Source organism: Pseudomonas sp. LS-2 (genome assembly GCF_003605735.1).
Taxonomy (GTDB): domain Bacteria; phylum Pseudomonadota; class Gammaproteobacteria; order Pseudomonadales; family Pseudomonadaceae; genus Aquipseudomonas.
Window position 1 is genome coordinate 234,735 of sequence record NZ_QXTJ01000008.1, and the last position, 13,914, is coordinate 248,648.

The window sequence follows — 13,914 nt, forward strand, 5'->3', positions numbered from 1 at the left end:
GTTGACGGGCAGGCTGCCGTGGCCGAGTTTCAGATGGAACAGGGCGACATTGTCGAGTTCATGCTGGGCGGTGCGGGTGACGAAAGGGTCAAGGCCACTCAGTGCGACTGCGACCTGAAAAACACGGTTAGCTTCTGGCAACACTGGAGCCGCCATTCCAACTACCACGGACGCTGGCGCGAAACGGTCAATCGCTCGGCCTTGGCCCTCAAGCTGCTGACCTCGCGCAAGCACGGCGGGATCATCGCGGCGGCCACCTTTGGGCTGCCGGAAGAAGAGGGCGGCGAACGCAACTGGGACTATCGCTACACCTGGATCCGCGACGCCTCTTTCACGGTCTATGCCTTCATGCGTTTGGGCTACACCGACGAAGCCAATGCCTTCATGGGCTGGGTGCGTAACCGCATGGGCGATTGCTGCGAAGACGCCACCAAACTCGGGATTCTGTACTCGTTGGAGGGGCGGGAGGAACTGCCGGAAGAGAACCTTGCGCACTTGTCCGGCTACGGCGGCGCCACCCCGGTGCGTATCGGCAACGAGGCGTACAAGCAGACGCAACTGGACATCTACGGCGAGTTGCTGGACGCGGTGTACCTGGCCAACAAATACGGCGAGGCCATCTCCCACGAAGGCTGGAAACACGCCACGCGGCTGGTCAATGAGCTGTGCGAAAACTGGAATACCAAAGACGTCGGCATCTGGGAGATGCGCGGTGACGATCAGCACTTTCTGCATTCGCGGCTGATGTGCTGGGTCGCGCTGGACCGCGCCTTGCGGCTGTCCCTGAAGCGCTCGCTGCCAGCGCCGTTCGAGAAGTGGGACAAGACACGTCAGGCCATTCACGACGACATCTGGGAGAACTTCTGGGACCCGGAGCTTGAACATTTCGTCCAGCACAAGGGCAGCAAGAACCTGGACGCGTCAATGCTGCTGATGCCGCTGGTGCGGTTCGTCGGGGCCACCGATCCGAAATGGATCAAGACCCTCGACGCCATCGAACGCGCCCTGGTGCGAGACGGCATGGTCTTCCGCTATCGCAATGACGACGACTATGGCGACGGTCTGGAAGGCGAGGAGGGCGCATTTGTCGCTTGTTCTTTCTGGTACGTCGAATGCCTGGCCCGCGCAGGGCGCGTTGCCCAGGCTCACCTCGAATTCGAGCAATTGCTGCGTTACGCCAATCCCGTGGGTCTCTACGCCGAAGAGTTCGATGCTCACGGTCACCATCTGGGCAACACCCCACAAGCGTTGAGTCACCTGGCGTTGATCAGCGCCGCGAGTTTTCTGGATCGCAAGCTCGAAGGCAGCCAGACCCTCTGGCAACCCTGAATCCTGAATCGAGGAACATGACCATGGCCCATGCCTTCAAAGTTGGCGATCACGTGCGCTGGAATTCCGATGTCGGCCATGTAGTCGGTGTCGTGACCAAAGTACATATCAAAGACACCGAGTTCATGGGGCGTCATCGGCCCGCCTCAAAAGACGCGCCGCAATACGAAGTCAAGAGCGACAAGACCGGGCATCTGGCGCTGCACAAGGAAGAAGCGTTGGAGAAAGTCCGGGCGTAAAACCGGCCCCTTTAGCAGCACGGCTTGGCGGCGGTGACGGTTGCAGAGGTGCCACCGCCGGCAAGCCTTGCTGCTACAGCGCTGGCCTGTGATTGGGCTCTTGCCGCCAGGGACAACGATCACTTCGCCCTTAGCTCATACCCCACCGCCAACGTCTGCAGATCGAACCGATCGGCAATCGTCCCGCAATAGCTCATGCGCGCCAGATACGCTCCCGGGCCTTCGAGGTAGGCATTGATGTCCTGCACTTCCTCGCACAACTCGAACGTGCGGTTTTGCAGCGCACCTGCCGCCTGGGCCGAGCGCAGGGCGCCGTAGGGGGTCCAGTCAGAGATGATCAGCGCGCCTTGCGGAGCGGACTTTTCATAGCTGCGCACGAACGCTTCGGCCGAGCGGTCGCTGAGGTAAGGCGCCATGAAATAGTGAATGTCGTCGCGGAACGGCAGTGCTTCCTTGTGGACCGGCAAGTTGATCAGGCCACTGGCGTAGACGGCAAAGACCGCGAGAATCGTAACCGGCGCCGCCAGCGGTGACGCGTTGATCAAAGGCAGGGCCGCAGCGCGTTGCAACAGCGCCTGTAACTGCATCATGCCGAGAATGCTCAACAGCACGGCGCCTGGCAGGAAGAAAGTAAAGCGATCGGTGACGTTATAGGACACCGCGAAGATGAAGTTCATCATCGCCGCGCACCACAGCACGCGGAGTTTCGGGGTTTTTGGAAACAGCACCAGCCCGAGCAGTTGCGGGCCGATCAGCGACAGCAGCATCAGCGCCACCGAGTTCTTTTCGTGCCACATGTCGTCGAAGCGAAACAGCGAGCCCTGCCAGCTTTGTTCGGCGGTCCGGTCCGGAATGCCGATCAGATAGCGATAGCCGATATCGTACAGGCCCGAACCGCTACTCAACTCGTTGGCAATGCCCGCAAAGGCCACGCTGAACCCCAGCGCAAAGCCGGGCAGGGTGATGAGCATGCGCCATTTGTTCTGCCACAGCAGTTGCAGGTAAAGCGGCAACAGCACGATGAACGTCAGTTGGTGGATGGCCGCCGCGAGACCGGTCAGCAGGCCGATCAGAAACAGCTTCTTCAAGGCGCTCAGGCGAAAGCTCTCGTCGAAGTGCAGCATGTACGCCAGCGTCACCAGCAGCGTGTGCAGCAGGTACACCTCGGCCTTGGTCGAGACCCAGAACACGCAGTGGCAGAGGATCGCGGCCGCCACCGACAACAGCGCGACCTGCGTCGAGGCGCCCACCCCTTTGCCCAGACGGTAAATCGCCCAGGCCAGCGGGATCAGCAACAGTGAATTCATTAAACTCAGCACATGCGCGCCGAAGCCGGCGTACAGCGCGGTGGTGACGAACAGGTACAGCGGATGGTCCAGCGGGCCCAGGGTCTTGCTGAAAAACACGCCTTGGGATGCATCGGCGAGAAACACGCCGTTGTCCATCCACTGGATCGGCCCGCTCGACGCGATAAAACTGGCGATGATTGCCCCGACCACCAACAGCAGGGGGATCAATGTCGACGCTCGATAAGGTACTGCTGCCACCATGAATTGCACTCCTGTCCCTGTCCTGCATTGCTGACTGTTGAATAAATGCCGCTTTGTCGCTGTACCTGTAAGGCTTGCCGGCGGTCGCGACTTCAAGAACGCCACCGCCGGCAAGCCGTGCCGCTACGGGGGGCGGGTGGTGTCCGCTCCATCAACCAACCGCTTGCCCCTGAGGCGTCGACTCACCCTTGAGCCTGATCAGCATCACGGCGCCGATCGCCACCGCGAACCACAGCGTGGCGAGACGAATCAGCACCGTCGCGGCCACCGCGTCAGCGCTGTTCATGCCTTTCCAGACCAGCAGCCCGACCATCACCGCTTCCGCGCCTCCCAGCCCGCCGGGCATGAAACTCACGGCACCGGCGAGCATCGCCAGGGCGTAGACGAACACCGCGAAGGTCAGTGGAATGTCGGCGCCCATCCATTTCAGAATCCAGTCGAACGCCAGTGCCTCTGCGCTCCAGGCGATCACGCTGAGGACTGTCAGCCCGACCATCAGGCGCAGCCGATGACACTGCTGAGCGTGCAGCAAGACCTGCAACAGATGACGCAGCAATCCGATGACCTTGCCACCCTGGGCAGGCAGCATCCGCGTCAGGCGCTCGATCAGCGTGCGCTGCGACAGCACCAGCAGACCGACCACCACCAGCGCCACGCCGACCACGATCATCGGCATCGCCTCGGGATACAGCGACAGGCCGAACAGGGTCAGCAGCACCACCGCGAAAAGGTCCGACAAGCGCTCGCTGAAGAACGCCGCGAAGCTCTGCGGATAGGGCACGCCCCAGCGTTTGAGCAGCACACCGCGCAACGCTTCGCCGGCTTTGCCGGGGGTGGTGGTCAGGGCGAAGCCCGCCAGATAGATGTTCAGACTGGGACGCCAGGGCATCGGATGGCCGAGCACCTTGAGGTAGGTCTGCCAGCGCACGAAGCGCAGGCCGTAGTTCACCGAGGACATGAACAGCGCGATGACGATGCCGACCAGGCCCACCTCGCTCACCGCCGCCCCCACGGCGTGCCAGCCGCCCCACAGCGAGAAGCCCAGATACCCCAGCGCCGAGCCCACCACCGACAGCACCACCGCCCGGTAACGCCAGCCGGACAGGTGCAGTGCCTCGCTCACAGATTCAGCCTCTTGAACACCGGCTGCGGAATGGAGCGGATGATCAGCATGATCAAGCCCCAGAAACCTGGCGCGTACAGCGTCGGGACCTTGTTGGCGATGCCTTTGACGATGCGCTGAGCGACCTGCGCGGGCTGCGCCAGCAACGCCGCCGGTAGCGCGAGGCCCTGAGTCATCGGCGTGTCGACGAAGCCGGGCTTGATCGTGGTGACGTGAACGCCCACCTTGAACAGCCGCGCCTGCAAGCCTTCGCAATAAGTCGAAACTGCCGCCTTGGCGCTGCCATACAGGTAATTGGACGGGCGTCCGCGATCCGCCGCCACCGATGAAATAATCGCCAGACTGCCGCAGCGCTGGGTCTCGAACTGCACCGCCAGTACGGTCAGCAGGGCGATCACCGAGGTGCAGTTATTGGCGAATTCGCGCAGGGCCAGGTTGACGTCGCGCTCGCAGGCTTTCTGGTCGGGCAGGGTGCCGTGGGCGATCAGCGCGATGTCGATCTGGCCCAGCGCGGTCAGGCAGCGGCCGAGCATCAACGGGTGAGCGTCGATATCGTTGGCCTCCATTTCGTGCAGCGTCACGTTCTTCGCCCCGCGCCCCTTGAGGTCGGCGGCGGTCTGCTGCAGTTTGTCGACGTTGCGTGCAACGAGAAAGAAATCACTGCCCTCGCTGGCCCAGAGACGGGCACAGGCACTGGCAATGGCCGACGTGGCGCCGATGATCAACACCTTCTTCGCTTCAGTTTTCATAAGATCACGCGGCTCCAGAAACGGGACATCAGGGACGGATCGCGCAGCGCTTCCAGTCGCTCCCAGGCGGGGTACGCCTGACGAAAGTCCGCGCCGCTCATATGGGCATCCTTGGCCGGATACAAGCGGCCTCCCGCCGCCCGGACAATGTCGTCCAGACGCGGGAATACAACGTTTTCCAAGTGTTCGCTCTGCGGGAAATCCAGGGCCAGCGAGGTGCCCGGCATCGGGAACGACAGAAGGCCCGGTGAGCGCACATCGCCACAGCGTTTGAGCACCGCCAGAAACGAGCCTTGCCCCGACTCGGCAATTGCCCGCAACAGTTCGCCCATCGCTGCCTCGGCGTTGGCGCCGGGAATCACGCACTGGTATTGCTGAAACCCCTGTCGTCCATAAATGCGGTTCCAGTGCAGGATGCGGTCCAGAGGATAGAAAAATGGCTCGTAGGCGCTGCGGCCCTGAGTCCGCTGACTCGGGTGCACGCGCCAGTACAGGTTGTTGAAGGCGCCAAGGGAGAGCTTGTTGATCAGCGACACCGGAGGCGTGAGCGGCATGCTCAGCCTGGCGCGCTTGCCGACTTCCAGAGAGCCGTACTGCGCGTGATCGCCAACGATGAATACGCCGCGCCCGGTGTCGGCGCCTTTTGCCAGGCAATCGACCCACGCCACGCTGTACTCGTGCTTGTCGTCCAGTTCGTCAGCCAGCGAAAAGAATTCCGCCAGGTTGGCGAAGCGCACGGTGTTGGTGTCGATCTGGCTGGCGCGGATCGGCATCAACTGCAGTTGCGCCCAGTGAATGATCCCGGTCAGGCCCAAGCCGCCGATGCTGGCCGAGAACAGCGAGCTGTTGGCGCCGGGCGAGCAGGTGATCTGCGGCTGTCCGTGACGCAACAGGCCGAAACTGCGCACATGCCGCCCGAAGGTGCCGCGCACATGATGGTTCTTGCCATGCACATCGTTGGCAATGGCGCCCCCGACCGTGGCGAATTGAGTGCCCGGCGTTACCGGCAGAAACCAGCCTCGGGGAATCGCCACCGCCAGCACTTCGGCCAGGGTGATCCCGGCTTCGACCGTGACCACACCGTGGTTCCAATCGGCGTCGATCAGCCGGTCCAGGGAGCGCATGTGCAGCACCTGGTCGCTGGCGGCCAGGCAACTGTCGCCGTAGCTGCGGCCATTGCCGTAGGGCAGGCTGCTGCTGTGGTCTTCGATCACTCGATTCAGATGCTCGGGCAACTCGTCCAGCCAGACGCAACGGTGACCATGTTGCGGACTACGGGGGAATCGCCCCCACGAATACAGCGGTGTGCTCATGCGGCAATCCAGAACATCAGGAGGAATACGGCGCCGATAAACTGGCTGGTCCGGTCGCGGATGGCGAACACCACCGGGTCTTCATTCATCTGCCCGCGATGGGTGAGCATCCACACCCGCGTCACCCAGAACAGCAGCAGCGGGCACGCCAGCCAGATGACGTGGGGCGTGACGTACAGCGCGGTGGTCTTGGCGTCCTGGATGTACAGCGCCAGTACCATCACCGCGAGATAACCGGACGACGCGCCCAGGGAAGCGATCATGTCCAGGTCACCGGGGTAATAGCCGCGTCCGCGGGCCATGGTCGTCACCTCGCGCACCCGCGCGTCGCGCAGCTCGGCGTAGCGTTTGACCATCGCAAGGCTCAGGAAGATGAACATCGAGAAAGCGAGGATCCAGAAGGTCAGCGTCAGGTTGAACGCCGCGACCCCGGCGATGATGCGCGTGGTATACAGCATCGCCAGCACGATCACGTCCACCGCCATCAGCCGCTTGAGTTGCAGCGAGTAGGCCAGCGTCAGGCAGTAGTAAGCGGCCATCACCGCCGAGAACTGCCACGGCAGGAGCAGCAGCGCGGCACCGAATGCCGCCACCAGCAGCGTCGGCACCAGAATCAGCCCGGCCTTGATCGACAGCCGGCCGCTGGCGAAGGGCCGATTGCATTTGCTCTTGTGATGACGGTCGTCGCACAGGTCCAGCAGGTCGTTGAGGATGTAGACGCTGGAGGCGCACAGGCCGAAGCAGAAGAAGGCAAAGACGCCGTCGCGCATCAGTTCGAACTGGGTGAAACGGTGGGACGCCAGCAGCGGTACGAAGATCAGCGCATTCTTCAGCCATTGATGCATGCGCATCGCCTTGCGCCAGTCGCGCAGGCCGGGCGTATTCGTGCGAATGGTTGGCTCGACCTGGGACATCGCCTTGACCCGCGACTCCACGCCCCGGTCAGGGTTGACCACATAGGCCTGGCGCGACACATTCCAGATTGGCAGGTCATCTTTGGAATTGCCGATGTAATCGAAACCGCCTTCGCCATAATGCGCAACTAACAGGTCGCGCTTATTGTTGCCGGACAAGTTGCGGTTGCTGTTAGACGCCAATACCAGGTCAAACAGTTGCAAGTGTTCGGCAATTCGCTCGGCCAGGCTTACATGGCTCGCCGTGGCCAGGACGATCATTCGGCCGTTGGCTTTTTCGGCGTTGATCATGGCTATGATCTGCGGATCGTAAGGCAGCACCGAGACGTCGATCTGGGTTTCCAGCGCGAGTCCTTCCTTGAGCGCGGCCTTGCCTTTGAGCAGCCAGCCGAGCATCTTGAAAACCTTCAACGGCTGACTTCTGACGAAGGCCATGGCGGTTTCCATCAACAGGTCCGAACGCAGAAGAGTGCCATCCAGATCCACAACCAAGGGGGGGAACGTTTCTTGAACTCGTCCCTGAATTCTTGCCATGTCGAATGCTCCGAAGCGGGTCCACTCGACTATAAACAAAATATTTTTTTCACAACTTCATTTAAATTAAACGGCGTGGCAATCGCCGCCGAGCACTTGGCGTCAGAATAAGACGTTCGTTTGAAGGCACGAATCGGCGTCCGTGCGTAACAGTCTTGAAACAGCGACCGCCGATTAATTGACGATCAACTAATGGCCGTAATCCGACACTTTGCATTGCGCACCCAAAGACGGCCGGTCCCGAGAATCGCTGTCGCCTCTCGCCGGAACATGGTCATAATGACCGCGTTTTGGCGCGCTCAAACCGGGTTCTGCGTCTGGAGAATCGATGAAAAACCCTCTGCTGCTGGCCCTGGTTCCCCTGGTTGCCGACCTCTCCCGCGAACTGCCGGACGACGAGCGCTATCGCCGACTGCTGCGCTCGTTACGCCAGTTATTGCCCTGCGATGCCGTGGCGCTGCTCAGGCTTGAAGACGATGTGCTGGTGCCGCTCTCGGTGGAGGGCTTGAGCCCCGACACGTTGGGGCGCCGCTTTCGGTTGGGCGAGCATCCGCGGTTGGACATCATCGTGCAGAACCGCGAACCGACGCGTTTTTCCACAGATTGCGAGTTGCCAGACCCCTACGACGGCTTGGTCGACGGGCTGCACGGGCATCTGGAGGTTCACGACTGTCTGGGCTGTCCTTTATATGTGCAGGACAAGCTGTGGGGGCTGATCACGCTGGACTCGCTGGACCCTTCAAGTTTTGGCAGCGTCGACCTGGACAACCTGCAGGCATTCGCCAGTCTGGCGGCCGCCACGGTCATGGCCAGCGAGCGGATCAATCAACTGGCGCGCAATTTCGAAGACCAGCGACAACTGGCCGAAGTCTACAAGCGCGCCGCCGGTGGGCGCGGGCCTCGGGAACTCATCGGGCAGAGCGCCGTGCACAAGCGCCTGCAGCAGGAAATCCAGTTGGTCGGCAACAGTCCGCTGACGGTGTTGATCACGGGGGAAACCGGCGTCGGCAAAGAACTGGTCGCCGAATCCATCCACCTGCATTCGCCCCGCGCGCAGAAACCGCTGATCAGCCTCAACTGTGCGGCGTTGCCGGAGATGCTGGTGGAGAGCGAGCTGTTCGGGCATGTCAAAGGCGCGTTCTCGGGGGCGGTGAGTGGGCGCAGCGGCAAGTTCGAACTGGCTGATGGCGGCTCGATTTTCCTCGACGAAGTCGGCGAGCTGCCGCTGCCGGTGCAATCCAAATTGCTGCGAGTCTTGCAGAGCGGGCAACTGCAACGGGTGGGTTCCGATCAGGAGCACCGTGTGGATGTGCGCATCATCGCCGCGACCAACCGCGATCTGGCCGAAGAAGTGCGCGCCGGACGTTTTCGCGCCGACCTCTATCATCGCCTAAGCGTTTATCCTTTGGTTGTGCCCCCGCTGCGCGAGCGCGGGCGTGATGCCTTGCTGTTGGCGGGGTATTTTCTCGAAGAGAACCGCGCGCGCATGGGCCTGCGCAGCCTGCGCCTGAGCGCCGAAGCGCAGAAAATCCTGCTGGCTTATCCATGGCCTGGCAACGTGCGCGAGCTTGAGCATTTGATCAGCCGTGCCGTTCTCAAGGCGTTGTCAGCGCACACCGAGCGTCCGCGCATTTTGACCATCGAGGCCCAGGCGCTGGGGCTCGATGACGATGGGCAAACCGTCTGCGCAGCCGCACCGACGCAGATGATTTCTTCACCGGTGATCAAGCCGGGGGAGGGGCTCAAGGAAACGGTCGATGCCTTCCAGACGACGCTGATCAACGATGCACTCCACCGCCACCAAGGAAAATGGGCCGACGTGGCCCGCGAGCTGAATGTCGACCGCGCCAACCTCAGTCGTCTGGCGAAGCGGTTGGGGATCCGTTGACCGCAACGCCCGGGTCGGAATGCCCCGTAGCAGTCCGGCTTGCCGGCGGAGCGATTTCAAGGACGCCACCGCCGGCAAGCCGTGCCGCTACGGGGAATCGTATCCGCCTGATCGGTGATCGCCGGCACCTGACTCATCCGCCAGAGGGAGTATGGAAATCACCTTTCTCCGGCACCATCTCGGTCCCCGGCTCGAAACCGGTCTTGGGATTGCAGCCCTCGTCAACCGGGTCGCAGTCATTGTCGACCGGGTCCGGAACGGTTTCCGGAAAGTTGACGTTGTCGGGTGCTGCATCGGGATTTTCAGGACGTGAACCGCTCATGATCTCCTCCAGCCAAAGGTGTTATCGGTTGGAGGAGTCAAGCACAGGGATGTTCCTGGCGCGAGATGAGCGGTGTCAGTGAGCGATGTCTTCCAGCGCCAGATTGCGCGTGCGCGGACCGAACGCGCCGATGGTGATGATCACGATCAGCATGCTGACGACGATGAACGTCAACACCCCCGGCGTGCCGAAGTGGTCGAGAAACAGACCGATCAGCAAACTGCTGAATACCGTTGACAGGCGACTGAACGAGTAGCAGAAACCCACCGCCCGGGCGCGGATGTTGGTGGGGAACAGCTCGCTTTGATAGGAGTGGTACGCGAAGCTCAGCCAGGCGTTGCAGAAGGTGATCATCACGCCGCAGACGATCAACCCCGCCGCCGTGCTCTGCTGGGCGAACAGGGTGCCGAAGACCATCGCACCCAGCGCCGAGCCTACGATCTGCCACTTGTTCTCGAAGCGGTTGGCGAACTTGACGAACAACAGCGGCCCCAGTGGGTAGGCGAGGGTGATGATGAAGGCGTACGCCAGACTGTGGGTCACGCTGACCCCTTGCCCGGAAAGCAGCGCGGGCAGCCAGTTGCCGAAGCCGAAAAAGCCGATGGCCTGGAACACATGGAACACGATCAGCATCAGTGCGCGGCGACGATAGGGCGGCTGCCAGATATCAGCGAAACGGCCTTTGCCCTCTACCGCGACGTTGTGGGTTTCCGGTTCGTCCAGCGCCTTGCCGTGATCCTTCACGCAGCGCGCCTCCAGGTCGTCCATGATCTTCTCGGCCTCGGCGAAGCGGCCGTGTTGCGCCAGCCAGCGCGGCGACTCGGGCAAGCGCGAGCGCAGCCACCAGATGAACAGCGCGAACACGGCACTGGCCAGCACCACGAAACGCCAGCCACTGATGCCGAACGGGTCCTGCGGCACCAGCCACCAGGACATCAGCGCCACCGACGGCACCGACAGAAACTGCACGAAGAAGGCAAAGGCGAACGCCGAACTGCGCATGCGCTTGGGCACCAGTTCCGAGAGGTATGCGTCGATGGTGACCAGTTCGATCCCCAGGCCGATGCCCACCAGAAACCGCATGCAGATGATGCCGATTGCCGAAGTTTGCAGGCCCATGAGCACGGTGGCGATGGTGTACCAGATCAGCGCGAAGGTGAAAATTGCTCGGCGTCCGAATCGGTCGGCGATCGGGCTGAGCAGGCTGGCGCCCAGAAACAGTCCGAGGAAGGTCGCCGAAGCGAATGCAGCCTGGTCGGAAAAACCGAACACGCCGGCGCTGCCGGTGGCGAACAGTCCGGCGCGGATCAGGCCGGGGCTGATGTAGGCGGTCTGAAACAGGTCATACAGCTCGAAAAAGCCGCCGATGGACAGCAGCGCCACCAGTTTCCAGATCGTGGCGACGGCGGGCAGCCGGTCGATACGGGCGGAAATCTGCGAGGCACGAACCGGGTCGAGCCCATCCGGTTGCGCGCCAAGGTGATCGGAGGGGTGTGAAGGCGAAGACATTATTGTTTTCCATTTCCGTGGGACGACGCATGTTAGAGCTTTTGCAGAGATTCAAGACAAAATATTTCCCTGCGTTTAAGCTCCACAACTGATCGCAATCACTTGCCGGACTCCCGTGAAATACAGACTCCCGACCACCGCCACTGCGCCATTCTGCCCCTCCGCTGTCACCGACAGCGTCGCCATTCCGGCCAATGCGTCGTTCCTGCGCAAAATGATGCTGTTCGTCGGGCCCGGCCTGCTTATCTCGATTGGCTACATGGACCCCGGCAACTGGGCGACCGCCATCGAAGCCGGGTCGCGCTTCGGTTATGCGCTGCTGTTCGTGGTGGTGCTGGCGAGTCTGTCGGGCATGGTCTTGCAGAACCTCTGCTCGCGCCTGGGGATCGCCACCGGTCGCGACCTGGCGCAACTGTCCGCCGAGCGCTACAGCCATCGGGTGGGGATGGGGCAGTGGGTCCTGGCCGAGCTGTCCATTCTGGCGACCGACCTTGCCGAAGTGCTCGGTGCCGCGCTGGCCTTTCATCTGCTGCTTGGCGTATCGATCACCACCGGCGTCGCGCTGACCGCGTTCGACACAGTGATCGTGCTGGCTCTGCAAGGCGCCAATTTCCGCCGTCTGGAAGCCATCGTGCTGGGCCTGATCGCGACCATCGCCACCTGTTTCTTCATCGAACTGGTGCTGATCAAACCGTTCTGGCCGGATGTCGTCGCGGGCCTCAAACCGTCGTGGGACGTGCTGAGCAATCAGGAACCGCTGTACATCGCCATCGGCATTCTTGGTGCGACCGTGATGCCCCATAACCTGTACCTGCATTCGTCGGTGGTGCAGACCCGGGTCAACGGCACCTCGGTGGAGAGCAAGGCCAGCGCGATTCGCTATGCGCGGGTCGACACGATCGCTTCGCTGAGCATGGCGTTGGTGATCAACGCCGCCATTCTGATCCTTGCCGCCGCGGCCTTTCATGGCACGGGGCACGCCGATGTGGTGGAGATTCAGGACGCTTACCATTTGCTCGACCCGTTGGTCGGCGGCGCGCTGGCGAGTGTGTTGTTCGGTGTGGCGTTGCTGGCGGCGGGGCAGAGCTCGACCTTTACCGGCACCATCGCCGGGCAGGTGGTGCTCGAAGGTTTCCTCAAGGCCAAGATTCCGTGCTGGCAGCGTCGTTTGATCACACGGGCGCTGGCACTGATTCCTGCACTGATCGGCGTGATCTGGTTCGGTGATGGCGCCGTGGGCAAGATGCTGGTGCTCAGTCAGGTCGTGCTCAGCCTGCAATTACCCTTCGCACTCTGGCCGTTGATTCGCTTCACCAGCGACAAACAGCTGATGGGCCCGTTCGCCAACAGCACCCTGACCAAGACACTGGCCTGGGGGCTGTTCGGCCTGATCTCGGCGGCGAACCTGGCGTTGATGTTTTTCTGGGTGAGCTAAGGGCGATGGGTTGCAGCGCCAGACGTCTGGGCGCAGGACGGGAAACCAGTGCCCTGTGCATCTGGCCGAGGTCGCTGATAGCTATCCGTTTTGTCCTGTCGGATAATGTGCGCGGTTTTTACAACGACGTTTCGGTTAGCCGATCAGGAGTCCATGATGGTCAAAACGCGTCCGCGGCCAGCGGTGAATGGGGTTGCATCTGCGGATCGGGTGCTCACCGTTCTGTCGTCATTTCAGGTCGGTGACACCGCCCTGAGCCTGGTCGAACTGGTTGAACGTACCGGCCTGATCAAAAGCACGATCATGCGTCTGATGGTTTCGTTGGAAACCCACGGGTTTGTGAACCGGCTTGCCGATGGTCGTTACATGCTGGCGAGCGAGGTGATGCGGCTCAATGCGGTTTACCAGGATGCACTCGATCTGGAACGCCATGTGCTCCCCAGGCTCCATAAACTGACGGATGAAACCGGAGAGACCGCTTCATTCTATGTCCGTCATGGGGCGTATCGGCTTTGCCAATATCGCGTGAACTCACCTCACCGACTTCGCCTGCATTTGCAGCCAGGTGACATGCGGCCAATGGACGGAGCGGCTAGCGCTGAAGCGCTGCGTACGCCTTACGTGCGTATGCAGGATGGATTGGAGCCTTTCTATTCGAGTGGAGCGACCGATCCGCATGCCGCGTCGATGGCGTTACCGATTTTTGGCCCGTTGCAGGAAATCCTCGGAGCCATCGTGCTCTCCGGCCCCGCTGCCAGGCTGACGGCTGATTACGCGAAGTCGATCCGTGGTGTGTTCATGGAAGTCGCCGAAGACCTCACACGAAGCCTGGGGGGCAAAAGCATACGGGATGACAAGAGCGGCAACCGTGCGGTTGCCGCCGAGCAAGTCAGCTGAAGCCGTAAAGACCTGCTGGGTTGTGCCTCAATATCTGCGCCCGATCAGTTTCAGCGGGCGCCCATTGGATCAACAGATCAAGGATTGCCGCATCGTTTGGCTTGTCTCTCGG

At 61.7% G+C, this 13,914-nt stretch carries 11 protein-coding genes and 1 pseudogene; 5 read left to right on the forward strand and 7 right to left on the reverse strand.

Annotated features, from left to right (window positions below):
* Together D3M70_RS05370 and D3M70_RS05375 are read left to right on the forward strand one after the other, a co-directional pair.
* Positions 1-1,329: pseudogene (locus tag D3M70_RS05370) on the forward strand (glycoside hydrolase family 15 protein); the annotation flags it as partial.
* A 23-nt stretch (positions 1,330-1,352) separates the two neighbouring features.
* Positions 1,353-1,568, forward strand: coding sequence for a DUF2945 domain-containing protein (locus D3M70_RS05375; protein WP_120124864.1), 216 nt, complete (start codon positions 1,353-1,355; stop codon positions 1,566-1,568).
* Between the two features lie 119 nt (positions 1,569-1,687).
* Here the strand turns inward: D3M70_RS05375 and D3M70_RS05380 are convergent, their stop codons facing one another.
* From D3M70_RS05380 to D3M70_RS05400, 5 genes are all read right to left on the reverse strand, one after another.
* Positions 1,688-3,118, reverse strand: coding sequence for a DUF2723 domain-containing protein (locus tag D3M70_RS05380; RefSeq protein ID WP_120124865.1), 1,431 nt, complete (start codon positions 3,116-3,118; stop codon positions 1,688-1,690).
* A gap of 151 nt (positions 3,119-3,269) precedes the next feature.
* Positions 3,270-4,241: a lysylphosphatidylglycerol synthase transmembrane domain-containing protein gene (locus D3M70_RS05385; protein WP_120124866.1), complete on the reverse strand. Its 972-nt coding sequence runs from the start codon at positions 4,239-4,241 to the stop codon at positions 3,270-3,272.
* Positions 4,238-4,990 carry an SDR family oxidoreductase gene (locus D3M70_RS05390; RefSeq protein ID WP_120124867.1) on the reverse strand — a complete coding sequence of 251 codons (753 nt, stop codon included), beginning with the start codon at positions 4,988-4,990 and terminating at the stop codon, positions 4,238-4,240. The genes D3M70_RS05385 and D3M70_RS05390 overlap by 4 nt, the downstream gene beginning before the upstream one ends.
* The gene (locus D3M70_RS05395) at positions 4,987-6,303 is read right to left on the reverse strand and encodes an FAD-binding oxidoreductase (RefSeq protein ID WP_120124868.1); all 1,317 of its coding nucleotides are present in this window, start codon (positions 6,301-6,303) and stop codon (positions 4,987-4,989) included. Before D3M70_RS05395 ends, D3M70_RS05390 begins: the two co-directional genes overlap by 4 nt.
* Entirely contained in the window at positions 6,300-7,751 is a 1,452-nt protein-coding gene (locus D3M70_RS05400) for a UbiA family prenyltransferase (protein ID WP_120124869.1), read from the reverse strand. Before D3M70_RS05400 ends, D3M70_RS05395 begins: the two co-directional genes overlap by 4 nt.
* A gap of 328 nt (positions 7,752-8,079) precedes the next feature.
* On the opposite strand from D3M70_RS05400, the gene norR reads away from it, so the two are divergent.
* Entirely contained in the window at positions 8,080-9,639 is a 1,560-nt protein-coding gene (norR, locus tag D3M70_RS05405) for a nitric oxide reductase transcriptional regulator NorR (protein ID WP_120124870.1), read from the forward strand.
* A 133-nt stretch (positions 9,640-9,772) separates the two neighbouring features.
* On the opposite strand, the gene D3M70_RS05410 is transcribed toward norR, so the two are convergent.
* On the reverse strand, positions 9,773-9,961 hold the full coding sequence (locus D3M70_RS05410) for a hypothetical protein (RefSeq protein ID WP_120124871.1): 189 nt from the start codon (positions 9,959-9,961) through the stop codon (positions 9,773-9,775).
* Between the two features lie 75 nt (positions 9,962-10,036).
* Positions 10,037-11,470 carry an MFS transporter gene (locus D3M70_RS05415; RefSeq protein WP_120124872.1) on the reverse strand — a complete coding sequence of 478 codons (1,434 nt, stop codon included), beginning with the start codon at positions 11,468-11,470 and terminating at the stop codon, positions 10,037-10,039.
* Positions 11,471-11,585: 115 nt separating this feature from the next.
* Here D3M70_RS05415 and D3M70_RS05420 point away from each other — a divergent pair, with 115 nt between their 5' ends.
* Both D3M70_RS05420 and D3M70_RS05425 read left to right on the forward strand, forming a co-directional pair.
* A complete protein-coding gene (locus D3M70_RS05420) occupies positions 11,586-12,905 on the forward strand; it encodes an Nramp family divalent metal transporter (protein ID WP_120124873.1) in 1,320 nt (439 codons plus the stop codon).
* Between the two features lie 156 nt (positions 12,906-13,061).
* Complete coding sequence (locus tag D3M70_RS05425; RefSeq protein ID WP_120124874.1) at positions 13,062-13,802, forward strand: IclR family transcriptional regulator; 741 nt, start codon at positions 13,062-13,064, stop codon at positions 13,800-13,802.
* Positions 13,803-13,914 lie beyond the last annotated feature (112 nt).

What these genes read in the sequence shown, in the direction of transcription:
- D3M70_RS05375 (WP_120124864.1), top strand. Translation starts at nt 1,353, where the DNA reads ATGGCCCATGCCTTCAAAGTTGGCGATCACGTGCGCTGGAATTCCGAT.
- norR (WP_120124870.1), top strand. Translation starts at nt 8,080, where the DNA reads ATGAAAAACCCTCTGCTGCTGGCCCTGGTTCCCCTGGTTGCCGACCTC.
- D3M70_RS05395 (WP_120124868.1), bottom strand. Translation starts at nt 6,303, where the DNA reads ATGAGCACACCGCTGTATTCGTGGGGGCGATTCCCCCGTAGTCCGCAA.
- D3M70_RS05380 (WP_120124865.1), bottom strand. Translation starts at nt 3,118, where the DNA reads ATGGTGGCAGCAGTACCTTATCGAGCGTCGACATTGATCCCCCTGCTG.
- D3M70_RS05425 (WP_120124874.1), top strand. Translation starts at nt 13,062, where the DNA reads ATGGTCAAAACGCGTCCGCGGCCAGCGGTGAATGGGGTTGCATCTGCG.
- D3M70_RS05410 (WP_120124871.1), bottom strand. Translation starts at nt 9,961, where the DNA reads ATGAGCGGTTCACGTCCTGAAAATCCCGATGCAGCACCCGACAACGTC.
- D3M70_RS05390 (WP_120124867.1), bottom strand. Translation starts at nt 4,990, where the DNA reads ATGAAAACTGAAGCGAAGAAGGTGTTGATCATCGGCGCCACGTCGGCC.
- D3M70_RS05415 (WP_120124872.1), bottom strand. Translation starts at nt 11,470, where the DNA reads ATGTCTTCGCCTTCACACCCCTCCGATCACCTTGGCGCGCAACCGGAT.
- D3M70_RS05400 (WP_120124869.1), bottom strand. Translation starts at nt 7,751, where the DNA reads ATGGCAAGAATTCAGGGACGAGTTCAAGAAACGTTCCCCCCCTTGGTT.